We start from the raw sequence: 25,072 nt of genomic DNA, 5'->3' as shown, positions 1-25,072 counted from the left end.
CTGGACACAAATACATCACTCAAGATATCTGATGTCATCAGTATTCAGTCCAACTCCTTAAGTTATTTATCCTTTAAGATTTGGCTGTTGCTTTTTGTAGTATTAAGTTACACAAATGAGTTCAGATATGTCATAATTCATCACAATTCAAGGATTTTATTTTCGGTATTTTTTTTATGAATCTGGAGCGAGTCGATCTTAATTTATTAATTTATCTTGACGTACTTCTTCGTGAAAAAAATGTCACCCGTGCAGCTGAGCAGCTTGGTGTCACTCAGCCAGCTATGAGTAATATTTTACGTCGATTGCGTAATTTATTTAATGATCCTCTCTTGATTCGATCTTCTGAGGGAATGACACCAACAGAACGCGCACTGGAATTACAACCTCGTATTCGTGATGCACTTTCTGATCTCTCCATGATTCTTGAGCCTCGAACAGAGTTTCGCCCATATACGAGTAATCGCGTATTCCGCATCATGACATCCGATTATGCTGAGGCGACTTTAGTTCCGCGTTTAGTTAAAGCATTACGTTCAGAAGCACCAAACGTAGTACTCGACTTTTTAACCCCAAGTGATGTGTCCTATCGTGACATGGAACAAGGTAAAGTTGATTTAGCGATTAATCGCTTCAATGAAATTCCACAAAGTTTTCACCAAGTCTTGGTATGGCGTGATAGTTTTAGCTGTATTTTAAATGATAAGCACCCTGCCGTTCAGCACTTAAATCTTAAAAGTTATTTAGATGCACAACATATCTGGGTTTCAAAAACAGGTATGGGCGTTGGTTTTGGTGTCAATCCCGACAAACAAGCAGGTTTAGGTTGGATTGATCAAGCGCTAGAACGAATTGGGCAGCGTCGTAAGATTTCTGTCTTTACACGACATTATCAAATGCCTGCACTCTTAGCACAAAATGTAGATTTGATTGCAACCTTACCGACACGCATGGCCCAGCTTCAAACACAAAACCCAAGATTGGTTATAAAAGATCCTCCATTTTATATTCCTGAGTTTGAATTAAAAATGGCATGGTGTCCTTTACTTCATCATCATCCAGCTCATCGTTGGTTAAGACAGCTGATTTTATTTGTAGCTCGCCAAATGATTGAGGAAGAAAACCGAGAGTTTTTATTAAATAACTCTCAATTTTCACAGTACTAAAATTAACGATAAAAGATGAACAATGTCGAGTTAATCTAAAGATTAACTTGACAACTTTTTTATGTTAAAACATTAATATAATAATGATTCAAATTCAGGTGACGTGTGAGTCTCGTTCAAAATATCATTATCATCGCAATGCTGATTATTGCAGCTGGTTTTTTATCCCTCACTGAAATTGCACTTGCAGGTGCACGAAAAGTTAAACTTAAAATTTTAGCTGAATCAGGTGAACATCGCGCTCAAAAAGTACTAGATCTACAAGAGCAATCCGCAGACTTTTTTGCTGCCTCTCAAATTGGATTAAATGCGGTTGCTATTTTAGGTGGTATTTTAGGTGAAGCCGCTTTTCGTCCTTTTTTCGTAGATTTGATTGGTCGTTTTTATACAGGTGCATGGTTAGAAACCATAGGTTTTGCACTTTCTTTCACCTTTGTAACCTCACTATTTATTTTATTTGCCGACCTAATGCCAAAACGCTTGGCAATGATTGCTCCAGAAAAAATTGCAATTAGCGTGATTGACCCTATACAAATTTTCATCAAAATTTGTAAGCCTTTAGCTTGGGGTATTAATGCGATTGCGAACCTATTGTTTAGATTATTTAAAGTGAATACCACACGTGATGACAATATCACTTTCGATGATATCTCTGCTGTCATGGATGCAGGTGCTCAAGCAGGCGTTTTACAAAAGCAAGAACATCATTTCATTGAAAATGTATTTGAACTCGAAGAACGTACTGTACCCTCGAGTATGACCACACGTGAAAATGTTGTGTACTTTACACTCAAAGAAAATGAGAGCAGTATTCGCCAAAAATTAGCAGAATACCCTTATTCAAAATTTTTAGTATGTAATGAACACATTGATCAAGTCATTGGTTATGTTGATACTAAAGACATTCTTGTTCGTATTTTAAACAATCAATCCTTACTTCAGTTAAATGAATCAACGATTCGTAATGTTCTGATTATTCCAGATACACTCACTCTTTCTGAGCTACTTGATCGTTTCCGCTCGACTAAAGAAAAGTTTGCAGTCGTTATCAATGAATATGCATTGGTTGTGGGTGTTATTACGCTCAGCGATATCATGATTACCGTCATGGGTGATTGGGTTACACCTATGGAGGAAGACCAGCAAATTATTAAGCGCGATAACCATTCGTGGTTAATCGATGGAAGCACACCAATCGAAGATGTGAAACATGTCTTAGAGATAGAGGAGTTTCCCGAAAACGAGAACTATGAAACGATCGCAGGCTTTATTATGTACCGTCTTCGTAAAATCCCTCGCCCTGCAGATGCGGTCGAATATGCAGGCTTTAAATTTGAAGTCGTTGACATTGACCATTACAAAATTGACCAGCTGCTTGTCACGCAAATTCTCTCAAACCAAGAGAATGACAATCTCCCAATAAAAGAAGAATAATCATTTGCACAGCAAGCTTTCTCCAAGCTTGCTGTGTTATTGCATTACAAACCAAATCAAAATGACCAGTATCAGAAAAATCACAACAAAAACTTTTAATCCACTTCGACTACGCTGAGTTAATTGTTCCTGAATTCTAGTTTGTTCTTGGGGATGATCATTTAGATATTGATCAATAAGATCTTTGGATTCTTTTAACCCCAGTCCAGTTTGCTCACGAGTGATCTTAATCGCGTGTATTAATTGCCCATCGCGCAGCATTTGCAGCGCTTCTGGCGGAATTTTATGAGGTAAGTTCATAAAGTTAACAATCCTTGTTATTTTAAATGAATCACTTATCGTCGTATGTTAATTCCCGCCATATAGCGAGATTAACTCATCTAAAGTGGCTTGGTAATGAATCAATATATCTTCAGCCAAAATTTTATAAGCATTATCAAATTGAACCATTGGCCAGCCTTCTTTCCAAAATGGGAAAATATTATGCAAACCTTCGGTAACGATTGCGTCTTCTCGTGTGATTGCTTGTGCAATTTGAGCCAATACTTGTGCCGTTTCTGCTCCGTCAATTGCGAGATAATCAATACCACGTACTTTTAAAATTCGGATACGATCTTTCTTATAACGAATTTTTTTAGCCTGACCTGCATTTAAACCTAAAGCTAAAGTAACAGCTTCAACAAATTTTTCTTCAAAGCTTGTATTTAATGCAACCAAAGCCAGTTTGTGCGCTTCTTGGCGACCTGCTTTCCCCCCATTACGAATGATCTCTTTGGCTTCAACATCTAGCTCATCTTTTTTCATAGACTGTAAAATGTCTAAAATTTCGATATCGCTTAAAGATTCAGGAGATTGCTCAGTCATGGGAGTCCAAATACAAAAAATATGAATTGATATTGTCTCATAAAAGCAGCCTTAAAAGAAAATTAAAAGGCCAACTTCTTTCTAAAATAAATCCCTTACGTATTTGATCTATTTTATTAATTTCTTCATCGCCAACTGAATATCAAAAACAACAAAGCCCACCTACATGGTGAGCTCTGTTAAACCAACTAAATCAATTACAAACGCACCAACTCCACGATTTGGTCAGCAGCTTCTTCAGCAGTTTCAGCTGTAATGTCGGTATCCGTATCGTCAACAGTCGTAGTAATCACCACCACACCTGTTTCACGTAATAGATTAATTTGATCAGCAGTTAAATTTGCTTTAGCAATTGCCACGATACCTTGTTGGATTAGTAGGCTTTCTATAGCTTGAGCCTGCCCAATCAACTCTGCTGAAACGCCAATCACCGCAGGTTTTTGACCTAAACGCGCCGCACGATCTTCTGCAGTCACAGGATTGCTATGAGCCTTCCATTCAACAGCTGCCTCAACCATGCCTGCACCAACAGTGACGTTGCTTAAACGGTCAATAAAGATAAATGAACCTGTGTAACGACTGTCCTGATATTGGTCAAATACTACTGGCGCATCAAACTCAATTACAACGTCAGCAATTGCATTCAACTCAAGCTCTTCAACCTGACTATGCTCAAGTGTATTCACATTGACACGGAAGTTAATTTCCGTAACTTTCGCCGGAACAGTTTGAGTGCCGATTTTGACGTTGTAAAGCTTACCTTTAACCAAAGGATGCTCAGTCATCCAAACCACTGATGCACGAACACTACGAGAAATTAACGGTTGCTCACCCGTACGGACCAATACATTACCGCGTGAAATATCAATTTCATCATTTAATGTTAAGGTAACAGCTTGACCAGCGCCTGCTTTTTCAAGATTGCCATCAAAAGTCACAATCTCTTTAACTGTTGATTTCTTCCCTGATGGAAGTGCAACAATTTCATCACCAACATTAATCTCACCCAGTGCGATCGTGCCGGCAAAACCACGGAAATCAAGATTTGGACGATTCACATATTGAACAGGGAAACGGAATTCATGTTTATTGGATTCACGTTTGATTTCCACTGACTCAAGAATATCCATTAGCGTTTGCCCTTTATACCAAGGCGTATTTGCAGATGGATTTACAACGTTATCGCCATTCAGGGCAGAGATAGGAACGAATACAATATTTTCTGGACGGCGATTACCTAGCTGGCTCACAAAGGCATCGTATTCAACCTGAATTTCATTAAAGCGTACTGCTGAAAACTCCACCAGATCCATCTTATTAATCGCAACAACGATATTTTTAATACCGAGTAAACTTGCAATAAATGTATGACGACGCGTCTGTGTTTGAACACCATAACGCGCATCGATCAAGATAATCGCAAGGTCAGCAGTTGAAGCACCTGTAGCCATGTTGCGGGTATATTGTTCATGTCCCGGTGTATCTGCGATAATGAATTTACGTTTCTCAGTCGAGAAATAACGATACGCTACATCGATGGTAATACCTTGCTCACGCTCTGCTTGTAGACCATCTACAAGCAGTGCTAAATCAGGCGCCTCTCCTGTCGTACCCACTTTTTTACTATCACGTGTAACCGCTTGCAGTTGATCCTCATAAATCAATTTTGAATCGTAAAGCAAACGACCAATGAGTGTCGATTTACCATCATCGACGTTACCACACGTTAAAAAGCGCAGGAGGTCTTTATTTTCATGCTGTTTTAGGTAGGCCAAGATATCTTGACTAATAAGATCTGATTGATGAGACATTGCTCAAAACTCCACAAAATTTGAAATCGGATTTCCTAAACGAAATTAGAAGTAACCTTCCTGCTTTTTCTTTTCCATCGAGCCAGCTTCATCATGGTCAATCATACGACCTTGACGCTCAGAACTCGTCGCTAAAAGCATCTCTTGGATAATTTCAGGTAATGTATCCGCCTCAGACTCAACTGCACCCGTTAATGGATAACAGCCTAATGTACGGAAACGTACCGATTTCATTTGTGGGACTTCACCTTCTTTCAAACGCATACGCTCATCATCCACCATGATAAGTGTGCCACTGCGCTCTACCACTGGACGTACAGCAGAGAAATAAAGAGGAACAATTTGAATATTTTCTAAGTAGATATATTGCCAAATATCTAATTCAGTCCAGTTAGATAATGGGAATACACGAATACTCTCACCTTTGTTCACTTTACCATTGTAAAGATTCCAAAGCTCTGGACGTTGGTTTTTCGGATCCCAGCGATGCTTCGTATCACGGAATGAATAAACACGCTCTTTTGCACGTGATTTCTCTTCATCTCGACGTGCACCGCCAAAAGCAGCATCAAACTGATATTTATCTAATGCTTGTTTTAATCCTTGCGTTTTCATGATGTCTGTATATTTAGAACTACCATGATCAAATGGATTGATACCTGCCTCACGTCCTTCAACATTTTGATGAACGATCAGATCAAAACCATGTGTTTTCGCCATATTATCGCGAAACGCAATCATATCTTTAAACTTCCACCCCGTATCCACATGTAACAGTGGAAATGGAAGTTTCGCAGGATAAAATGCTTTAAGTGCAAGATGTAACATCACTGCTGAGTCTTTACCAATCGAGTAAAGCATCACAGGATTTTCAAATTCAGCCGCAACTTCACGAATGATATGAATACTTTCAGCCTCAAGTTGCTTGAGGTGCGTTAATCTATTCTCAGTCATGTACACTTACCTCCTTATCCATGTTACCCATAAAATCTATAAGTGGTTTTACACCACCACTTGGAAGACCGTGTGGAGGAACGAGTGCCATAACAACTCCAATTTTTCATGATATCAATATGCTTACTAACCAGACTTTTTCATCCGCTAGCAAAGTTTATTCATTATAATAATTTAGAATGAGTTCTTTAGCTTGTTTTTTCATATAAATATGCAAAATTGTGATATGTGGAGAATAATAAAATCCCAAAAATATTCTCCAATTCACATGATTTACCCCATACAAAAAGAAGCCTATGTAGGCTTCTTTTTTAGCAATCAATTATGTTTAGAAACGGAACATATTTTTCTCTAATGGGATTTCTACACCAACAGAAACACCACCATCACTACCATTCACATCAGAGTCACTCACCCAACCATTTACTTTTAATGGGATGGTTGGTTTGACATAATGAGTCCAAGTGATATCTAAACCTTTGATCTTATCTGATTTAGGGAATGCTGCATTATTTAACTCTACACGCTGTGTTTGGCTAACGTTTGCATACATCACTCGTCCACTTAAACGATTCATCGTATCAAAACGAATATCTCCACCAACGGAATACATTTGTCCATCCCCCCCCATAGCATGCCCTAAGGGGAAACCATGTTGGTAGTAGCCATCTCTGTAAATATGATGATTATAGGAAATGCCTTTTGCCTCTCCATTAGTACGCGTATCCGCCCATTCTGCATATAACTGGTACGGCATATTTTTATAGCTTGATGAGAAATCAGCACCACCTAGATACAGATATTTTGCAGGTAAACCACCAGCTTCATCTTCGCCAACAAATTGGGTATACAAGCTAATTGGCACATCCCATAACGGTTGTAAGAACAAACGAGCATCAAAGCCTGCAATCTGATTGGCAGGATCTGGTTTACCTCGACCACCGTTATCTCTCGTTCCTAACATTGCATCCCATAAAGAACTAAAGCTCTCAGGACGCCCATCCCCACCCCATTGGATTGCACGTGAAGCACCAATTTCCAGAGCTTGGAACGGACGCGCTGTGAATCGAAGACCGATTAGCTTTGTATCTGGAATTGCCTCATAGTCATCTAATTGCCCTGCAAAGGCCTGATATTGCCATGGCCCAATCCAAGACAACCATTTTGTTTCAAATGCATTTTGTACTGCACGTTGAACCGTAACACCGTAAACTGGACGGCTGGCATCACCACGAATCAAGCTACCATCATGTCCTGGCCCCCAATACGTAGGAATTTGACCAGCAATTATCCATTGATTCCAAAGCTTTCCTGCAATATATGATCCCTCAACATTGACATCATCTCCATTGTCAATCAAAGGATCTTTTTCGCCATTCACTCTGATTTTTGCATCCCAGTTTTCACCTCCTGCATTGAACTCTAAAGCAGCTTGGTATTGGGACTTTTGACTATCACCAAAAGCTTGAGGCACAGTTTTAAGATCAGTACCCGCATGCAATCCAACTTTAGCAGTTGCATTGTCAGCAGCAAGCGCATGCACAACAGAATCGATAACTTTCTGTTGTGCTTTATTGGTTACTTGAGCTTGTGATAAAGCGCGTTTAATCTCATCTCCACTCATTGGCCAAGTTGAAGTACTGATCTGAATCACACCTTGTTGGTTTAACCAATTCAAGTCCGTACGTAAGTTTTCATCATTTAACACAATACCTTGTGCAAATGTTGTAGAAGCGAGAGAAGCAAATAATGCGACATAGAGCGATTTTTTTAAAAACATATCCAGACTGTTCTCAAATTTATTTATGAGCACATCATCGTTTTTTTACAGGTTGTTTTCAATCACCAAACTGAACAATTACATTTCTTAACGTAGAATGCAAAAAAAGACCACTTATAAAAGTGGTCTTTGATATTCCGCATAACTCGAAAATTAGTCTTTACGGCGCATATGTGGGAACAACAACACATCACGGATACTTGGTGCATTAGCAAATAGCATTACCAAACGGTCAATACCAATTCCTTCGCCCGCTGTTGGAGGTAAACCGTATTCAAGCGCTTCGATAAAGTCCGCATCGTAATGCATTGCTTCATCATCACCCGCATCCTTTTCCGCAACTTGAGCTTGGAAACGTTCAGCTTGATCAATTGGGTCATTTAACTCTGAGAAGCCATTCGCTAACTCACGACCGCCAATAAAGAACTCGAAACGATCAGTGATATGTGGATTCTCATCATTACGGCGCGCAAGTGGTGATGTTTCAGCTGGATATTCAGTGATGAATGTTGGCTGACGTAACTTGGTTTCTACCGTTTCTTCAAATACGATCGTTTGCAACTTACCTAAACCAAAACCTGGTTTCACTTGCTCTTTCAACACCTCTTGAGTAAATTTCGCCAAGAATTCACGATCATTGACATTTTCAGGTGTGAAATCAGGGTTATGCTCAAGAATGGCATCAAACATTGAAATCTTCTTAAATGGGCCTTTGAAGCTATAAACTTCTTCGCCATAAGGCACATCAGTTGTACCTAAAATATCAATTGCTAATTTCTCAAGCATGTTTTCCGTAAGTTCCATCAAGTCTTTATAATCTGCATAAGCTTGATAAAACTCAATCATGGTAAATTCAGGGTTATGACGTGTTGAAACCCCTTCATTACGGAAGTTACGGTTAATTTCAAACACACGCTCAAAACCACCTACAACCAAGCGTTTTAAATACAACTCAGGAGCAATACGCAAATAAAGTTCCATGTCTAACGCATTATGATGAGTCACAAATGGTTTTGCAGAAGCACCACCCGGAATGACATGCATCATCGGTGTTTCTACTTCCATGAAACGTTCATTTGTTAAGAATGCGCGGATACCGGCTACAACTTTGGCGCGAATCTCAAAAGTTTTACGTGTTTCTTCGTTTACGATCAAATCTAAGTAACGTTTACGATATTTCGCTTCAGTATCGGTTAAACCATGAAACTTATCTGGAAGTGGACGAAGCGATTTAGTAAGCAACTCAAAAGCTTCAAGGTGCACATATAAATCACCTTTCCCAGAACGCCCGATATAACCTTCAGCTGCAATAATATCACCAAGGTCTAAACTTTTAATTGTCTCTAGAACATCTGCTGGTAAACCTTTACGATCAACATAAAGTTGGATACGACCTGTCATATCCTGAATCACAATAAATGATCCACGGTTAAGCATGACACGACCAGCAACTTTTACATAAACTTTTTCAGCACCTTCGATTTGCGCTTTATCCTGATCTTTAAATTGTTCTTGTAAATCTGCCGTATAGTGTTCACGTTTAAATGTATTAGGCCAAGGACTCTTACCCGTTTGTTTAGCAGTCTCTTGAATTTGCTTTAATTTGGCATGACGCTGTGCGATTAAATCGTTTTCGGAAAGTGTTTGTTCAGAAGTCGATTGAGCGTTTTGTTGCGTCATCTCTGCCTCGGTTTAAGTAAAAATAAAGGCGCATAGAATAGCAGATCGCAAGACATTTTCGTATCTTTTCAGTGAAACAATCATGAAAAAAGCACATATTGATCAGTTTTCATTGCTTTTTACACTGTAATTACAGACTGATTTACAATACCAATTTGATTTAACTTTCAGCCATTTGTTTAACCGCCTCCAAGCCTTGCTTAAACCCTTTGTCCATCATTTCAATATATTCAGGCTGCACATCTACTTCGACATGTAATTCAGTATCACCATCCAAATCAAGTAGAAAATATTTTTCTAAAGCGCCAGCCCAAGACTTTACCAAATCACTTTCTAAATCCTCTTTACCATCGATGATCATCCCCAAATGCTTAAAAACAATTACATTAGGTTCATCCAAACGATCTATCGTCGAAATCATTCCATTTCCACTTCCATCACAAAAATAAGTTTTTCCTCCTACTTTCCAGTCACTTTGCATCGTTGAATTACTTGCATTATTTGACGTCGTTGAATCATCACATAGAAAAAATTTTGTCCAAGCTTGATAGCTTTCTGTATCCCAAAGTACCCCCCACACTTTTTGCTGGGGGGCATGAATTTTTATACTATATAATAAAGTTTCCATACTTATACTTCTCTAACAAAAAACACTATTAGTTATGATACTCTGCACTCAAGTGTTTATTTTTTATTCACACCAATTTTATACGTTTAGAAATTTTTTAATTACATTAGTCAGGAATGAATTAAAAAAATTAGAGCAATTGCTCAAATAACAAGACTTTCGGCTTGAATTGCCATATCACTTTTCTTATAAATGATTAAACTCTTGCATTTACTTTACTTAAATGTCGTTCTGCGTAAAAATCTAACTCCCGATCAACACAAGTTAGTACTATATTGCAGCGATCGTAGCGACATTATGGAACAGTTTTACTGAAAGGCAATTTGAGCATACCTATCAGTTTGGAGAGTCACATGAAAAAATATCAATGTATCGTTTGTGGTTGGATTTACGACGAAGCAGAAGGTTGGCCACAAGACGGCATTGCAGCAGGGACAAAATGGGAAGATATTCCTGATGATTGGACTTGCCCAGATTGCGGTGTTTCAAAAGCCGATTTTGAAATGATTGAAATCTAAGATTGTCAAAAAGATCATGCTTACATGGTCTTTTTTTCTATAGTTTAATTTTATATAAAAAATGTTGGAGAATCTCATGCATCCTATCGTCATCATCGGATCTGGTATGGCTGGTTATACCGTTGCTCGTGAATTTCGCAAACTGAGCCCAGAACAAGAACTTGTTATGATCTGTGGAGATGATGCGGTAAATTATGCAAAACCAACATTATCCAATGCTTTCGCAGGCAATAAAGCACCTGAGCAAATTGCTTTAGGTGATGCTGCTAAAATGGCAGCTCAATTGAATATGCGTATTGAAGCAGAAACGTGGGTCAAAGAAATCCATGCAGAAGCACATGAAATCGTTTTAGAAAAAAATGGTGAGACGATCACGCAACCCTACTCTAAACTTGTTCTTGCAGTCGGTGCGAATCCAATCCGTCTAGCTATTTCAGGTGATGGCAGTGATGATATTCATGTCGTTAACTCATTGATTGACTATCGTAACTTCCGTGAAAACCTTGCCCAACGTAAAGATAAACGTGTTGTTATTTTAGGTGCTGGCTTGATTGGATGTGAGTTTGCCAATGATTTATTGCATAGCGAATATGATATTACAGTAATCGATCTTGCCCCACAACCATTGGGACGTTTATTGCCTAGTCATGTTGCAGATTTATTCAAAAACAACTTAGAACAAGCTGGAATTAAATTTGTCCTTTCAACAACAGTTGAAAAAATTACCAAAATTAATGATGGTGAAGATTACGCTGTAACACTTGCAAATGGACAAACCTTGGTTGCAGATATCGTTTTATCAGCAATTGGTTTACAACCAAATACAGCCCTAGCAAAATCAGCAGGGATTCAAACAAGTCGTGGCGTCATCACCAATACTTTATTAGAAACCAATCAAGCAGATATCTACGCGGTTGGTGACTGTGCTGAAGTCAACGGAACTTTACTTCCTTATGTGATGCCAATCATGCAACAAGCTCGAGCATTGGCTAAAACTTTAAGTGGTCAAAACACTGCCGTACACTATCCAGCGATGCCTGTTGCAGTAAAAACTCCTGCAGCACCACTCACTGTTTTACCAGCCCAATTAGATATTGATGTGACTTGGGAAATGGAAGACTTTGAAGATGGAATGTTAGCAAAAGCAGTTGATGCAGAAGGCACATTAAGAGGCTTTGTACTTTTAGGTACAACAGCTGGAAAACAGCGTTTGACACTGACCAAACTTGTGCCTGACTTGATTCCTGCACAAAATTAAGGTTTATTAAATATAGCGAGTTTGTTGAAAAATGAGGTTTCAGCAAACTCAATACTGACAAAAATAATTCAACTTGGAACGAGCAGCATGAACAGTGCCCTTCAATTTAATGTGTCGCCTTATACTGCATTTATGCAAGAGACCAAAGTAAGTTTGGGCAATGGTATCGAACTCCATGTTGAAATCGGCGGAAACCCTGAACATCCAACAGTTCTGCTCATCATGGGATTAGGTGCACAAATGTTATTTTGGCCTGATTTCTTTTGTAAAGCGCTGATTGACCAAGGGTTTCGTGTGATTCGTTTTGATAATCGTGATATTGGTTTATCTTCAAAAATTAGAAATAAAGGTAAAAGACTCAATACAATGAAACTCATGGGACGTTTCATGTTTGGGCTTGGCAATGAAGGTGCGCCTTATACACTGTACGATATGGCAGATGATGTCGCTATGCTCATTGACCAATTGGGTATTGAAAAAACCTATCTACTAGGTGCATCGATGGGCGGCATGATTTCTCAAATCGTTGCGGCGAAATACCCTGAAAAGGTAGAAAAAGTTGGGCTATTGTTTACGAGTAACAATCAACCTTTCCTTCCGTTCCCTTATCCAAAACAACTTTTCAGTTTATTGGGAAGGCCTCCAGCACGTGATGAAGAGTCAATTGTTAATCATAGTCTAAGAGTATTTCAAATTATTGGTTCACCTGGTTATGTGAATCAAGTTGAAGCAATTCAAACCATTCGAAAATTATATCGCCGTAGTTTTTATCCAGCGGGTGTACTTCAACAATTTTTAGCAATATTATGTACAGGTTCTTTGTTACCATTGAACAAGAATACCACTCAGCCCACTTTGGTTGTGCACGGTTCAAAAGATCGTTTACTACCACCAAGTCATGGTAAAGCGGTTGCAAAAGCAATTACGGGTGCTAAGTTTGAATTAATTCATGGAATGGGGCATGATATTCCTGCACATTTCATCCCGCAACTTAGCGATTTGTTTGTTCATCATTTTAGATCATCACACTAGGACACTATGGCTGCATTACCCTCATTAAGACAGCTATCATATTTAGTTACGTTGTCAGAAACATTACATTTTACTGAAGCAGCACGCCGTTCGTTTGTTACCCAGTCCACTTTATCTGGGGGAATCATGGAACTAGAGCGTCTGCTAGGTGGCGTCTTAGTTGAACGTGATCGTCAAAACGTCCGTTTAACCCCTCTAGGTGAACAAGTTGTTGCTCGTGCACGTGTGTTATTAGCTGATGCACAAGATCTTATGCGTTTAAGCCGAGAAATGAGTGAGCCGCTAACAGGTGACCTGCATCTTGGTATTATCCCAACAATTGCACCTTTTATCTTGACGCAACTCTTGGATGAAGTGCATCAGCAATTGCCAAAAATTCAACTCCATCTACATGAAGCACAAAGCGAAAAGATTGTAGAAAAATTGGAACATGGCAATCTAGATATGATTGTTCTTGCACTGCCATTTGATACACGCGGTTTAAAAGTTGCTGAAATCGCAAAAGAGCATTTATCACTGGTTTACAATAAAAATGACAGCAATGCTGCCAATGCAAACTCTTTAGATGATCTTGATCTGTCACGATTGATGTTACTTGAAGAAGGCCATTGTTTACGTGATCATGCATTGAGTGCCTGCCCTGTTGGTGAACGCAAAAACGATCATCGCTTAAAAGCAAGTTCACTACCAACATTGGTCGAAATGGTATCTTCTGATTTAGGTTTCACACTTTTACCTGAAATTGCGATTAAAAATAGCATGTTGAATGGTAATGAAACGATTTCTATTAAATCCATCGAAGATGCTCCAAGTCGTACTTTAGCTTTAGTGACACGCAAAAGCACACCACTTCAAAGTGAGTTTGATGTGATTTTGCAAATCTTGCAGAAAATTACAGCTCATTTAGCATAATAAAAAGCCTGTAATTCAAATCGAATTACAGGCTTTTTCAAATACGCAAATTCTGCTTATTTGATCTCTAACAAATTTACTTGTTCAACTTGTACATCACTCATCCTCTGACCGAGATCAAGTAATTGATCAAAATAGGCTTCAACGACTTTTGCCTGATCTGCGGTACTTTCAACCTTGTACATATTCTGCCGAAATTCATTACTTGAACGTAAACCCTTGGTGTACCAAGCAATATGTTTACGGGCAATACGGCAACCTGAATATTCACCATAAAATTGATAAAGTTCAGATAAATGCCCCAATAAAACAGCTTTAACTTCAGCAATATCAGGCGTAGCGAGATGTTCACCTGTTTTTAAGTAATGTCCAATTTCTCTGAAAATCCAAGGTCGCCCCTGTGCTGCTCGTCCAATCATGATGGCATCTGCGCCAGTATAATCTAATACATATTTTGCTTTTTCTGGACTATCAATATCACCATTCGCAATCACTGGGATGCTGATGAGTTGTTTCACCTGTTTTATGAGTTCATAGCGAGCATGATTTAAATACATATCTTCACGCGTACGCCCATGCAGAGCCAAAGCAGCAATCCCCGCCTCTTCAGCTCGTTTCGCCACACGCAAAATATTTTCTTGACCATTTAAAAAACCAAGACGAGTTTTTAATGTTACTGGAACATCAACAGCAGCAACAACTGTATCCAAAATACGTGCAACCAGATCTTCATCTTGCAACAAAGCAGAACCCGCCAGTTTGTTACAAACCTTCTTTGCAGGGCAGCCCATATTGATATCAACAATTTGCGCCCCATTGGCAACTTGATAGCGCGCAGCCTCAGCCAATTGCTCAGGATCAGAACCCGCTATTTGTGCTGAAATTGGTGCTAATTCACCATCAAAATTTGCACGATACAGACTCTTTTTGCTCATACGCAAGGTTTTATCAGCGGTCATCATTTCACTAACCGCGTGCCCAGCACCAAAGTATTTACACAATGTTCGAAATGGTCGGTCTGTAACCCCTGCCATCGGAGCAACGATCAAATTATTTGACAGTTGATATGAACCAATATACATATATTTTCTTACAATTTCTGATCACCATAGTATACTTCATTCGCCCATTCGACTCATCTTTTTATGTGGTGTTGTCCTGATCATGAACAAATCATACTCATCTCGTCCGCTATTAAAAACACTTAGCCTAATCATCAGCTGTGCCAGTCTCACCGCTTGTGGTGATTTTGCATGGTGGGCAAATGATAAGGAACCTGCACTGAAAGCAGATCAGATTAAAAGTGTGATTCCAACACGTGTACGTGATCGTGACTCTTGGGCACAAGATATTCATGACATTATGCAAGAACTTAATATCCCACAATCTAAACAGAATGTATGCACGATTGTTGCCGTGGTGGATCAAGAGTCAAATTTTGTTGCAGACCCACAAGTCGCAGGTTTAGGTGAAAAAGCAGTTCAGGAAATTAATACACGGTTAAATGAAAAATTCGAAGCAAAACTTGGGGAGACAATCGGTGGTACCGTCGCAGGTTATTTCGAAGATGTGTTAAAAAATCAACCTTCTCCTGAAGACAACTATATGCGCCAAATGCGTAGAGTTAAAACAGAACGTGAGCTTGATCTACTTTATCGTGAAATTTTTGATTACATGGCGAAGCATTACCATATTAGTGCTTTAACTGGCGCTGCAAAACTTGTAGGCCAAGATATTAGTGAGAAAATGAATCCGATTACCACTCTTGGATCGATGCAAGTTCATATTAATTATGCCAAAGAGCATAAACGTATCGGTATGAGTACTGCAGAATTACGCAATGATCTTTATACCCAATACGGTGGCCTATATTATGGCATCCATCGTTTAATGGTTTATCCAGCAGATTATGATCGCGCAATTTATCGCTTTGCTGACTATAATTCTGGCATGTATTCCAGCCGTAATGCAGCATTTCAAAGTATGTTAGATGCATTAACTGATATTGAAATTGATTTAGATGGTGATCTACTTATCTATAATAAAGAAGGTAATGTTCGTCCAACTCAAAGCCAAACCGAAAAAGCTTTGATTTCAGTATTTGCTGAAAATGGGGTTTTAGTTACCCCACGTCAAATTCGAAGTGACTTGAAAAAGGAAAAATCAAAGAAATTCGAAAATACACAGACTTATACTGCGCTACAAAATTTATATCAAAGCAAAACAGGCAAAGATGCAAAATATGCGATCATGCCTCAAGTCGTAATTTCCGGTCCAAAATTGAGCCGTGATTATAATACCAATTGGTTTGCAAGCCGTGTAAATGGACGATATGAAACATGCATGCAAAGAGCAAAACAACTAAAACTGTAAATCTTGCTTTATTTGATTTTGATGGCACACTTTATCCCAAAGACAGTTTTACCCGATTTATTTTTTTCGCCCTCCCGAAACATCATGTTATTTTAAAAGGCTTGAAAATCCTTCCTTGGATTCAAGCCTACTATCTAGGTCTATATCCTGCACATGCGATGAGACCTCGATTATTTCGAACGATGTTTAAAGGCATGACAGCGAAGCAAATACAAAGTATCGCAATCAATTATGCACAACAAATTATTAAAGAATTAGATCCAGATCTACTTCAACAACTTTATTTACACCAACAACGTGGCGATCATGTTGTGCTTGTTTCCGCTTCAATTGACTTATATTTAGCGCCGATCTGTGAATTATTAAATATCGAATTGATTTGTACAGAAACAGAAATTGTTAATGGCACACTCTCTGGCCATTACCAGTCTTTGGATTGTAGCTGTGAACAGAAAAAAATTAGAGTACTGCAACAATACAATCTGAATGAGTACCATCAAGTTTATGCCTATGGTAATAGCCATGAAGATCTTGAAATGTTCAGCTTGACAGATCACGCTTACATGGTTGGACAAGATTTAACACTTCCACATGTTATATATCCACAACATGTTAATGAAAAGCAACCGCAAAAGAAATTAGAAAAAGACTCTACATGAGAAGAATTATTAGTTATTATTTGCTCAAATAAATTGTACTGTGAATTGACCATGAATGCTCATACTGCACCTCAGGCCAATGTCTTAACCATCCAACAATTGAGCAAGCAATATGGAGCTCGATTTGCGGTCAATCAGGCAACATGGTCTGCTACTCGCGGACAGATTATCTGTTTACTCGGACATTCAGGTTGTGGCAAAACGACGATGCTACGGTTGATTGCGGGTTTAGAAACGCCTAGCAGTGGTTCAATTCAACTTGAACAAGACATTTTATGGAATGCACAACAACAAGTGCCGGCAGAAGAGCGAAATATTGGCTTAGTGTTTCAGGATTATGCGCTGTTCCCTCACCTAAGTGTGTTGGAAAACGTCATGTTTGGTTTAAGAAAATTACCAAAACAACAGCGACAAACGATTGCAGAACAAGCATTGAAACACGTCTCTATGCATCATCATCTACATAGTTATCCATATACCCTATCCGGTGGTGAGCAACAACGTGTTGCTTTGGCGCGTGCTCTTGCACCCAAACCGCAAGTTCTACTGATGGATGAACCTTTTTCTAATTTAGATCATCGTTTGCGTGATCATATTCGCCAAAGCACCATCGAAATCTTAAAGAAGACAGCTACAACGACCGTCATCGTAACCCATGATCCAGAAGAAGCCTTGCAAATCGCGGATCAAATTATTTTGATGCATCAAGGCAAAATTATTCAGATCGGGACACCAAAACAGCTTTATTTACAACCTAAAACCTTATTTGCGGCACGTTATTTTTCTGCACTCAATGAAATATCTGTACAAATAGAAAATGGTCAACTTCATACAATTTTTGGGGCAATCCCAACACCTCCACACTTAAAACAAACAGAGCAAGCAATTCAATGTTGTTTTCGTCCGCACCAGATTCACATTTTCAAAGACGCCGCTGAAAATAGATTACCTGCAAAGGTCATTTCTTCAAGTTTTATGGGACATACTCAACAATTACGTCTACAAATTGAGAATGAAAATAATATCTTATTGGCACAAGTTGACTATCAACAGAATTTTAGTACAGCTGAACAAGTGTATATCCACGTAGATTTGACTACATGCTTCTTCTACGCTTTAGATGATCAAACACCGATCGAAAATATTCGCACCAAACAAACTTTCAATGTTTAAACTTTGTGATTAGGGATGAAATAAATGAAACAACTGTCAAAGCTTCATATTGCTTTAGCTGGACTAGTGGCATTAGGAAGTAGCTGGGCTAATGCCGCTCAAGTAAACCTATATACCACTAGAGAACCTGTTTTAATTCAACCACTTTTACAAGAATTTAGTGAAAAAACAGGCGTTAAAGTAAATACTGTTTTTATCAAAGATGGATTACTTGAGCGAGTAAAAGCGGAAGGACGACGTTCGCCTGCTGATGTGATGCTGACTGTTGATTTTGGTAATTTAGTTGATTTAGTTGAAGGTGGGTTAACTCAACGTATTAACTCAAAGGTTCTGAATACTGCTATTCCTGGAAACTTACGTGCGGCAAATGGCCACTGGTATGCATTATCAATGCGTGCACGTGCCGTTTATGCATCTAAAGAACGCACGCCTTTAACTGCAATCAATTATGAAGATTTAGCTGATCCAAAATGGAAAGGAAAAATCTGTATTCGTTCAGGTAGTCATGCATATAACACCAGTTTAATTGCAGCTTATATTACCCATCATGGCGAAAAAGCAACTGAACAATGGCTTCGTGGTGTGAAAGCAAATTTGGCACGACCAGCAAGTGGCGGTGACCGCGATGTAGCCCGTGATATTCTAGGTAAAATTTGTGATATCGGGGTAGCGAATACTTACTATGTTGGTACGATGCGTACCGGAGATGCTGAACAACAACGTTGGGGCAATGCCATCAATGTCGTATTACCGCGCTTTAAAAATGGCGGTACACATGTCAATGTCTCAGGAGCTGCTGTCGCTAAATACGCGCCGAACCCTAAAGAGGCTGTTCAATTACTTGAATTCTTAGCTTCTGACCATGCTCAAGCAATTTATGCACAAAGTGGCTTTGAGTACCCTGTAAAAGCAGGTGTTAAAGTTGATCCAATTATTGCGAGCTTTGGTAAACTGGAAGTTGACAAAATTCGTTTAAGCGATATTGCACGTCATCGTAAAACAGCCAACCTTTTAGTCGATAAAGTTCAATTTAATCACTAAGCCTCGCAATGCGTAAACAGGCGATCATCAAGATTGCCTGTATACTGATTTGTTTTGCCTTTTTCTCACTTAGCCCCCAATATCCTCGATGATCAAAAAGAAAGACTCACCTCGTTTACTATTTTCGCTTAGTGGTATTTTGACCCTACTGGCTTGTTTGCCTGAACTGGCACTAATTTGGACAGCATTACAAGGCAATAGCGATATTTGGGGACATTTGCTGCGCTATGTTCTTCCACCAACCTTAGTTGATACCACGATCCTTTTATTAGGAGTCGGTCTACTGACCATTTTAATCGGGACTGGTAGTGCATGGTTGGTGACTGCATATCAGTTTCGAGGACGTGCTTTTTTAGATTGGGCACTACTACTTCCACTTGCGGTTCCCACCTATATTATTGCTTATAGTTATATTGATATTCTGCATCCAATTGGTCCTGTACAAACGGTCTTAGGTGCTTGGTTTGGTTGGGAAACACAACCTTGGTGGTTCCCCAACATTCGATCAGTTTGGGGTTGTATTTTCCTTTTAAGCTTTGTGTTATATCCCTACGTATATCTCAGTACGCGTGCCATGTTCCTGATGCAATCAGCCAGTCTGATTGAAGTCGCACGAAGCCTAGGGCTAAAACCCAATCAAGTATTCTTACGGGTTGCCATTCCTCTAGCTCGACCGGCAATCGCAGTTGGTGCAAGCTTGGCATTGATGGAAACCATCAATGATATTGGAGCAACCGAATTTTTAGGCGTTAAAACCCTCACGTTATCCATCTACTCTACATGGATAAACCAATCCGATCTCGCCAGTGCTGCACAGATTGCTATTTTCATGCTAATCATCATTACTTTATTGGTGATCGTAGAACGACTTGGACGACGTAAACAACGCTATATGAATTCGGCCCAACGTAGTCGATTGATGCCTGCACAACACGTCACAGGAAGCAAAGCATGGTTATTTCTAGGCTTAGGATTAATTCCAATCTGCATCGGTTTTTTGATTCCGATCAGCCACCTTCTCGTAGAATCATATAAACGACTTCAATATGCAGGGTTTTCTGATTATCTATTACAAGCCTCAATCAACACGCTAAGCCTAGCCAGCATCGCAACAGTGATCACTATTTTTATTGGTTTTCTCATCGTCAGTGCGGCTCGTTTTACTCAAAATACATGGTTTAGCCGTATTTCCAGCTTAGGCTATGCGATTCCTGGAACCGTTCTAGCAATTGGACTCATGCTATCACTGGGCAAAATAGATCATGCTGTTGCTGACTTCTTGGAGTTTAAACTTGGGATTCACACAGGTTTATTATTTCTAGGTACCACATTTACCTTGATCTATGCATATTGCGTCCGTTTTCTAGCAATTGCCATCGGTGGAATAGAGTCAGGCTATAATCGTATTCATGGTGTCTTTGACGATGCTGCACGTAACTTAGGCCAAAATCGTTTTTCTATTTTATGGCGTGTACATTTACCGTTATTACGCCCCGCCATTATTTCAGCAGCTCTACTCATTTTCGTAGATTGCATGAAAGAACTTCCTGCAACCTTATTGCTCAGACCACTCAATATGGAAACGCTGGCAACTCAACTTTATGCTGAAGCAGCTAGAGGAACATATGAAGATGGTGCAATCGCAGCGTTGTTAATCGTCTTAGTTGGGCTGATTCCCGTCATTTTATTGGCAAAAATGGGGAAAAATATTCAACAGCAGAAATAATTTAAAAGCTCAAATAAAAAAGACTTCCCGAGAGAAGTCTTTTTTATTTTATAGGGTCGAGACAATATTTGATCAGTAAATCGCCATATGATTACGGTGAATCATTTCCAAAGAACGTGCCTCACCTAAGACCTGATGGACTTTATCTGATGACAATCCTTTTACAAGATCAGCAGAGCGTGAACTAAAATTGACACGTCCAACTGCGATACGTTGTCCTTTTTTATCCACACACTCAACCACATCACCGCGATCAAAATGCCCTTCTATCGCCTTTACACCAACGGGTAATAAACTACGATGTTTCAGTTTAATCGCTTCTACAGCACCATCATCGATGACCAAACGTCCAGCAGTTTGTAGATGAGCCGCTAACCATTTTTGGTGTGCGGTAACACGATCATTGTCAGTGGTAAATAACGTTCCCATCATCTCACCCGACATTAAACGAGCGAGTACATTTTCACTTTCACCACTTGCAATCAATGTTGGACAACCAGAACGCGCAGCTAAACGAGCAGCACGAACTTTTGTCACCATACCGCCACGTCCTAACACGCCACCACCACCTGCCATTTCGAACAAGCGATCATCAAGTGCGCGAACAGAAGAAAACAGTTTGGCATTTGGATTGTTGCGTGGATCTGAGTCAAACATACCTTGTTGATCCGTCAAGATAATCAACAAATCAGCCTGTACCTGACCTGCAACCATTGCCGCCAAGGTATCATTATCCCCAAAACGGATTTCGTCTGTAGATACGGTATCATTTTCATTGATGACAGGAATCACACGCCAATCAATCAAGTTTTGCAATGCATCACATGAGTTGAGATAACGACGGCGATCAGCAAGATCATCATGAGTCAAAAGAACCTGAGCAGTGCGGATGCCATGTTGATCTAATACACTTGACCATGTATGGATCAAGCCCATTTGACCGATCGCAGCACAAGCCTGCAAACTGGGTAGATCAGTGGGTCGACTCGCAAGTTTCATGCGTACCATCCCTTCTGCTACTGCACCAGAGGACACTAAAATAATTTCATGTCCAGCATTGTGTAGATCTGCAATTTGTTTCGCCCAATGCGAAATTGCCTGTAGATCTAAACCTTGCCCATTTGCAGTCAGTAAAGATGATCCGATTTTAACAACGATTCGTTTACACGCATTGAGCTGACGTTGCCCATCGACCACTTCTATCATTTTTTCCTCAAATTATTTTTCCTGTTGCACAGCAACGATTGCTATACAACAGGAATTAAAAGGGAGTTTAACAGTCTAATTAATCACGAACGTAGACGCTTTCTACGCCGCCATCATCATCTTCATCGTCAAAATCATCTTCGTCATCTTCTAGGCCTGCTTCACGCTGGGCCTTACGCAATGCACGATAAGCTTCTTTTGCTGCGATGGTTTGTTCACGTGTTTCAGCTTCAAGCTGATCACGGAATGCTTTAACTTCTGCTGCGTACTCAGGATCTTCAACTTCACGCTCGCGTTGTTGCTCGATTTGATCCATGAGGTAGTACACAACCTCCTTGGTTCCTTCAGACATAAGACCAGAAGTTTTAAATACTGGACCTTTCCATTGCAATTCATCAAGAATGTGCTGACACCATTCTTCTCGTGACTCTTCTGGCAATTGATCTAATTTATTCAACACCAACACCACAGGAAGCTTCGCCAATGTTGGAGAGAATTTCTCTAACTCAGCCAAAATCGCTCTGGCATTGTGTGCTGGATCAGATCCGTCAATCGGCTGAACATCAACAATGTGTAAAAGAATACGTGTACGCGCCAAATGCTTAAGGAAACGAATACCAAGACCTGCACCTTCTGCAGCACCTTCAATCAATCCAGGAATATCGGCCATCACAAATGAGCGATGACGATCTGCATCAACGACACCTAAATTTGGCACCATCGTCGTAAATGGATAGTCTGCGACTTTTGGTTTTGCAGCACTCACCGCACGAATGAAAGTTGATTTACCCGCATTCGGCATACCCAGTAAGCCAACATCAGCAAGCACTTTTAACTCTAAACGTACTTCACGATATTCACCTTTGATACCATGCGTACATTTACGAGGTGCACGGTTCGTTGATGATTTAAAGTGTGTATTGCCTAAACCACCATCACCACCATTGGCAACTTTGACACGCTGACCATCTGCAACCAAGTCACCAATAATGTCACCAGACTCAGTATCAACAATCGTGGTACCTACAGGCACTTTTAAAATGACATCTTCACCGCCACGTCCTGAACAGTTCGCACCCGAACCATTCTTACCACGTTCTGCACGATAGCGACGTGTATATCGGTAATCTACAAGTGTGCTGGTATCATCATCTGCTTGGATGTAAATACTTCCGCCACGCCCTCCGTCACCACCATCTGGGCCACCAAAAGGGACAAATTTTTCACGGCGAAAACTGGCTACGCCATTGCCACCGTCGCCAGCCTCTACGGTAATGACTGCTTCATCAACAAAGCGCATGTGCCAATCCTCTAAATTCTTTAAAACGGGCTATTTTGCCACATTTTAATAAAATTCTCGAATAGAAAAATCAGCAAATAGGATTTTGGCTTTAAAAAAACAGATTTTATTTACTTTAAGGTCTTACATTTCTTAATGGTAGGTCCATTTGCATTTCTAAATTTGCTTTTGTGTCTTGCACTGAGTTAAACATGATTGCATTGAACGATGAAATCGAACTCATATTCATCTCATCATTGATATTTAAACGTGGATAGAACTGATGCTTCACCGGCAAATGAATAGATTCATTAAATGCAAAATGTACAGGTCCATCAAACACAATTTTAACTGGAACGGTATAACTTCGTTTGAGTTCAAATGGTATATCTAGCTTTACAGGTATATTTAGGCTTAAAGGAAATTTGGGTAATAATTTGTTCTGATAGATGAGATCGGTGGTGGTCTCTATCGGCATAACCTCATCTACTTTAAGCATCGTTTTATAATCAATATCTACTGTAATCGGCGTTTCAACTTCAAAACTTAAATCCGCTAAATATTTGCCTTGCAATGGTAGTTCTAAGGTACGATCAATGAGTAAATCCGTGTTTAACTCACCTTTAGATCTTACTTGTAAATGCTGCCCAACTTGGATTTGGGTGGCTAAAGATTCAGGCAAACGTATATCCGCCTGCTGAGCCGACACCATCACCGATGCTTGGATATTCAAATAAAACCAAAACAAGATTGCAACCAAGGTGGTCAAAATCACAAAACTAATGACGGCGCTTTTGTATGATTTAAGCATTAGACTCATTCACCTACTTTTATTTCTGTTTTATGAGGCGTATTTTCACTCGTCGTTGAAGTAACTCGATCTAGGTACATACTTGATAGCGGAATTTTTAGTTCACCTTCTGCGATTTTTACAGGCAAAGTATTTTTAACATCCACATCAGCATTTAAATCGGAAGTAATCGGAACATTTAGCTTGCCTTGTACAGGAATGTTCGCATTTAGCTGTGTTTTCAGTGGAATATTGAGATTTTCTTTCAGCACAGTTTTTACTGGAGCATCAAACTTTAAATGTACTTTTTGTTGTAGTGGAACTTTAATATTAATTGGCACATCAAGCTGTAGAGGAATAGAGCCTTTCAAAGGCAAAGTCACATCTTTACCAAGAATTTTTACCTGAACCTTAGTGTCAATTGGAAGCTCTTGCTGAACTTTAATCATTTCTTGAACAGGAATAACCGTACTAATCGGGACTTGACTATCAAAGTAAACATGTGGGGTAAGCGTTTGAGTTAAAGGTACACTAAGCTGTTCGTTAATTGGAATCTGCGCATCAACTCTCCCATTTACCTCAACATCCAATGCTTCTTTCACTTTAACTCGAACCTGCAACGGTTCTTGTAAATCAATCGCAACTTTTTGATCTTTTAATGGAATGTAAATATTAAAATGCTTAAACACCCACATTGCGATATAAACGCCACACAAGTTGGCAACTACAATTAAAGCAAAAACTGCAAACAAACGTCTAAACTGCAACAATGAAGTATTCCTAACTCA

At 39.5% G+C, this 25,072-nt stretch carries 23 protein-coding genes; 11 read left to right on the top strand and 12 right to left on the bottom strand.

Annotation, left to right across the window (positions count from 1 at the left end; genetic code table 11):
* Window positions 1-176 precede the first annotated feature (176 nt).
* Both F2A31_RS05200 and F2A31_RS05195 read left to right on the top strand, forming a co-directional pair.
* Window positions 177-1,166 carry a LysR family transcriptional regulator gene (locus F2A31_RS05200; RefSeq protein WP_005084639.1) on the top strand — a complete coding sequence of 330 codons (990 nt, stop codon included), beginning with the start codon at window positions 177-179 and terminating at the stop codon, window positions 1,164-1,166.
* Window positions 1,167-1,271: 105 nt separating this feature from the next.
* On the top strand, window positions 1,272-2,600 hold the full coding sequence (locus F2A31_RS05195) for a hemolysin family protein (RefSeq protein WP_150025486.1): 1,329 nt from the start codon (window positions 1,272-1,274) through the stop codon (window positions 2,598-2,600).
* A 36-nt stretch (window positions 2,601-2,636) separates the two neighbouring features.
* Here the strand turns inward: F2A31_RS05195 and F2A31_RS05190 are convergent, their stop codons facing one another.
* From F2A31_RS05190 to F2A31_RS05160, 7 genes are all read right to left on the bottom strand, one after another.
* Window positions 2,637-2,900, bottom strand: coding sequence for a ribosomal protein L7/L12 (locus tag F2A31_RS05190; protein ID WP_004639957.1), 264 nt, complete (start codon window positions 2,898-2,900; stop codon window positions 2,637-2,639).
* Between the two features lie 48 nt (window positions 2,901-2,948).
* Complete coding sequence (locus F2A31_RS05185) at window positions 2,949-3,464, bottom strand: hypothetical protein (RefSeq protein WP_004639959.1); 516 nt, start codon at window positions 3,462-3,464, stop codon at window positions 2,949-2,951.
* 197 nt (window positions 3,465-3,661) lie between these two features.
* Window positions 3,662-5,275, bottom strand: a complete 1,614-nt coding sequence (cysN, locus tag F2A31_RS05180; RefSeq protein ID WP_150025485.1) for a sulfate adenylyltransferase subunit CysN — start codon at window positions 5,273-5,275, stop codon at window positions 3,662-3,664.
* Window positions 5,276-5,320: 45 nt separating this feature from the next.
* Window positions 5,321-6,229 carry a sulfate adenylyltransferase subunit CysD gene (gene cysD, locus F2A31_RS05175; protein ID WP_005089695.1) on the bottom strand — a complete coding sequence of 303 codons (909 nt, stop codon included), beginning with the start codon at window positions 6,227-6,229 and terminating at the stop codon, window positions 5,321-5,323.
* 328 nt (window positions 6,230-6,557) lie between these two features.
* A complete protein-coding gene (locus tag F2A31_RS05170; protein ID WP_150025484.1) occupies window positions 6,558-8,009 on the bottom strand; it encodes a capsule assembly Wzi family protein in 1,452 nt (483 codons plus the stop codon).
* 153 nt (window positions 8,010-8,162) lie between these two features.
* Window positions 8,163-9,689, bottom strand: a complete 1,527-nt coding sequence (gene lysS, locus F2A31_RS05165) for a lysine--tRNA ligase (protein ID WP_005084627.1) — start codon at window positions 9,687-9,689, stop codon at window positions 8,163-8,165.
* A gap of 160 nt (window positions 9,690-9,849) precedes the next feature.
* Window positions 9,850-10,317 (bottom strand): SRPBCC family protein, encoded by a 468-nt coding sequence (locus F2A31_RS05160; protein WP_150025483.1) that lies wholly within the window; start codon window positions 10,315-10,317, stop codon window positions 9,850-9,852.
* Between the two features lie 353 nt (window positions 10,318-10,670).
* Here F2A31_RS05160 and rubA point away from each other — a divergent pair, with 353 nt between their 5' ends.
* The 4 genes from rubA to oxyR all read left to right on the top strand — a co-directional run bounded on the left by rubA (window position 10,671) and on the right by oxyR (window position 14,037).
* A complete protein-coding gene (gene rubA, locus F2A31_RS05155; protein WP_000760495.1) occupies window positions 10,671-10,835 on the top strand; it encodes a rubredoxin RubA in 165 nt (54 codons plus the stop codon).
* Between the two features lie 76 nt (window positions 10,836-10,911).
* On the top strand, window positions 10,912-12,093 hold the full coding sequence (gene rubB / locus F2A31_RS05150; protein ID WP_150025482.1) for a rubredoxin reductase RubB: 1,182 nt from the start codon (window positions 10,912-10,914) through the stop codon (window positions 12,091-12,093).
* 87 nt (window positions 12,094-12,180) lie between these two features.
* Window positions 12,181-13,125 carry an alpha/beta fold hydrolase gene (locus F2A31_RS05145; RefSeq protein WP_004639976.1) on the top strand — a complete coding sequence of 315 codons (945 nt, stop codon included), beginning with the start codon at window positions 12,181-12,183 and terminating at the stop codon, window positions 13,123-13,125.
* Window positions 13,126-13,131: 6 nt separating this feature from the next.
* Window positions 13,132-14,037: a LysR family transcriptional regulator OxyR gene (gene oxyR / locus F2A31_RS05140; protein WP_004639978.1), complete on the top strand. Its 906-nt coding sequence runs from the start codon at window positions 13,132-13,134 to the stop codon at window positions 14,035-14,037.
* A gap of 56 nt (window positions 14,038-14,093) precedes the next feature.
* Here the strand turns inward: oxyR and dusB are convergent, their stop codons facing one another.
* The gene (gene dusB / locus F2A31_RS05135) at window positions 14,094-15,119 is read right to left on the bottom strand and encodes a tRNA dihydrouridine synthase DusB (RefSeq protein WP_113996959.1); all 1,026 of its coding nucleotides are present in this window, start codon (window positions 15,117-15,119) and stop codon (window positions 14,094-14,096) included.
* An 82-nt stretch (window positions 15,120-15,201) separates the two neighbouring features.
* Here dusB and F2A31_RS05130 point away from each other — a divergent pair, with 82 nt between their 5' ends.
* The 5 genes from F2A31_RS05130 (at window position 15,202) to F2A31_RS05110 (ending at window position 21,009) form a co-directional block, all read left to right on the top strand.
* Complete coding sequence (locus F2A31_RS05130) at window positions 15,202-16,410, top strand: DUF1615 domain-containing protein (protein WP_150025481.1); 1,209 nt, start codon at window positions 15,202-15,204, stop codon at window positions 16,408-16,410.
* The gene (locus F2A31_RS05125; protein WP_150025480.1) at window positions 16,377-17,069 is read left to right on the top strand and encodes an HAD-IB family hydrolase; all 693 of its coding nucleotides are present in this window, start codon (window positions 16,377-16,379) and stop codon (window positions 17,067-17,069) included. Before F2A31_RS05130 ends, F2A31_RS05125 begins: the two co-directional genes overlap by 34 nt.
* A 51-nt stretch (window positions 17,070-17,120) precedes the next feature.
* Complete coding sequence (locus F2A31_RS05120; RefSeq protein WP_150025479.1) at window positions 17,121-18,242, top strand: ABC transporter ATP-binding protein; 1,122 nt, start codon at window positions 17,121-17,123, stop codon at window positions 18,240-18,242.
* Between the two features lie 24 nt (window positions 18,243-18,266).
* The gene (locus tag F2A31_RS05115) at window positions 18,267-19,283 is read left to right on the top strand and encodes an extracellular solute-binding protein (protein ID WP_004639985.1); all 1,017 of its coding nucleotides are present in this window, start codon (window positions 18,267-18,269) and stop codon (window positions 19,281-19,283) included.
* 88 nt (window positions 19,284-19,371) lie between these two features.
* A complete protein-coding gene (locus F2A31_RS05110; RefSeq protein ID WP_150025478.1) occupies window positions 19,372-21,009 on the top strand; it encodes an ABC transporter permease in 1,638 nt (545 codons plus the stop codon).
* A 72-nt stretch (window positions 21,010-21,081) separates the two neighbouring features.
* On the opposite strand, the gene proB is transcribed toward F2A31_RS05110, so the two are convergent.
* The 4 genes from proB to F2A31_RS05090 all read right to left on the bottom strand — a co-directional run bounded on the left by proB (window position 21,082) and on the right by F2A31_RS05090 (window position 25,054).
* The gene (gene proB, locus F2A31_RS05105; RefSeq protein WP_004639988.1) at window positions 21,082-22,215 is read right to left on the bottom strand and encodes a glutamate 5-kinase; all 1,134 of its coding nucleotides are present in this window, start codon (window positions 22,213-22,215) and stop codon (window positions 21,082-21,084) included.
* Window positions 22,216-22,294: 79 nt separating this feature from the next.
* On the bottom strand, window positions 22,295-23,515 hold the full coding sequence (gene cgtA, locus F2A31_RS05100) for an Obg family GTPase CgtA (protein WP_004639989.1): 1,221 nt from the start codon (window positions 23,513-23,515) through the stop codon (window positions 22,295-22,297).
* A gap of 115 nt (window positions 23,516-23,630) precedes the next feature.
* Window positions 23,631-24,305 (bottom strand): hypothetical protein, encoded by a 675-nt coding sequence (locus F2A31_RS05095; RefSeq protein ID WP_171490559.1) that lies wholly within the window; start codon window positions 24,303-24,305, stop codon window positions 23,631-23,633.
* 5 nt (window positions 24,306-24,310) lie between these two features.
* Window positions 24,311-25,054, bottom strand: coding sequence for an MFS transporter (locus F2A31_RS05090; RefSeq protein WP_150025476.1), 744 nt, complete (start codon window positions 25,052-25,054; stop codon window positions 24,311-24,313).
* Between the last annotated feature and the right edge of the window lie 18 nt (window positions 25,055-25,072).

The organism is Acinetobacter suaedae (assembly GCF_008630915.1).
Taxonomy (GTDB): domain Bacteria; phylum Pseudomonadota; class Gammaproteobacteria; order Pseudomonadales; family Moraxellaceae; genus Acinetobacter; species Acinetobacter suaedae.
The sequence above is the reverse complement of the archived record's forward strand: the minus strand, read 5'-3'. Positions and strand labels throughout refer to the sequence as shown.

What these genes read in the sequence shown, in the direction of transcription:
- F2A31_RS05200 (WP_005084639.1), top strand. Translation starts at nt 177, where the DNA reads ATGAATCTGGAGCGAGTCGATCTTAATTTATTAATTTATCTTGACGTA.
- F2A31_RS05190 (WP_004639957.1), bottom strand. Translation starts at nt 2,900, where the DNA reads ATGAACTTACCTCATAAAATTCCGCCAGAAGCGCTGCAAATGCTGCGC.
- F2A31_RS05185 (WP_004639959.1), bottom strand. Translation starts at nt 3,464, where the DNA reads ATGACTGAGCAATCTCCTGAATCTTTAAGCGATATCGAAATTTTAGAC.
- cysN (WP_150025485.1), bottom strand. Translation starts at nt 5,275, where the DNA reads ATGTCTCATCAATCAGATCTTATTAGTCAAGATATCTTGGCCTACCTA.
- cysD (WP_005089695.1), bottom strand. Translation starts at nt 6,229, where the DNA reads ATGACTGAGAATAGATTAACGCACCTCAAGCAACTTGAGGCTGAAAGT.
- F2A31_RS05170 (WP_150025484.1), bottom strand. Translation starts at nt 8,009, where the DNA reads ATGTTTTTAAAAAAATCGCTCTATGTCGCATTATTTGCTTCTCTCGCT.
- lysS (WP_005084627.1), bottom strand. Translation starts at nt 9,689, where the DNA reads ATGACGCAACAAAACGCTCAATCGACTTCTGAACAAACACTTTCCGAA.
- F2A31_RS05160 (WP_150025483.1), bottom strand. Translation starts at nt 10,317, where the DNA reads ATGGAAACTTTATTATATAGTATAAAAATTCATGCCCCCCAGCAAAAA.
- rubA (WP_000760495.1), top strand. Translation starts at nt 10,671, where the DNA reads ATGAAAAAATATCAATGTATCGTTTGTGGTTGGATTTACGACGAAGCA.
- rubB (WP_150025482.1), top strand. Translation starts at nt 10,912, where the DNA reads ATGCATCCTATCGTCATCATCGGATCTGGTATGGCTGGTTATACCGTT.
- F2A31_RS05145 (WP_004639976.1), top strand. Translation starts at nt 12,181, where the DNA reads ATGAACAGTGCCCTTCAATTTAATGTGTCGCCTTATACTGCATTTATG.
- oxyR (WP_004639978.1), top strand. Translation starts at nt 13,132, where the DNA reads ATGGCTGCATTACCCTCATTAAGACAGCTATCATATTTAGTTACGTTG.
- dusB (WP_113996959.1), bottom strand. Translation starts at nt 15,119, where the DNA reads ATGTATATTGGTTCATATCAACTGTCAAATAATTTGATCGTTGCTCCG.
- F2A31_RS05130 (WP_150025481.1), top strand. Translation starts at nt 15,202, where the DNA reads ATGAACAAATCATACTCATCTCGTCCGCTATTAAAAACACTTAGCCTA.
- F2A31_RS05125 (WP_150025480.1), top strand. Translation starts at nt 16,377, where the DNA reads ATGCATGCAAAGAGCAAAACAACTAAAACTGTAAATCTTGCTTTATTT.
- F2A31_RS05120 (WP_150025479.1), top strand. Translation starts at nt 17,121, where the DNA reads ATGAATGCTCATACTGCACCTCAGGCCAATGTCTTAACCATCCAACAA.
- F2A31_RS05115 (WP_004639985.1), top strand. Translation starts at nt 18,267, where the DNA reads ATGAAACAACTGTCAAAGCTTCATATTGCTTTAGCTGGACTAGTGGCA.
- F2A31_RS05110 (WP_150025478.1), top strand. Translation starts at nt 19,372, where the DNA reads ATGATCAAAAAGAAAGACTCACCTCGTTTACTATTTTCGCTTAGTGGT.
- proB (WP_004639988.1), bottom strand. Translation starts at nt 22,215, where the DNA reads ATGATAGAAGTGGTCGATGGGCAACGTCAGCTCAATGCGTGTAAACGA.
- cgtA (WP_004639989.1), bottom strand. Translation starts at nt 23,515, where the DNA reads ATGCGCTTTGTTGATGAAGCAGTCATTACCGTAGAGGCTGGCGACGGT.
- F2A31_RS05095 (WP_171490559.1), bottom strand. Translation starts at nt 24,305, where the DNA reads ATGCTTAAATCATACAAAAGCGCCGTCATTAGTTTTGTGATTTTGACC.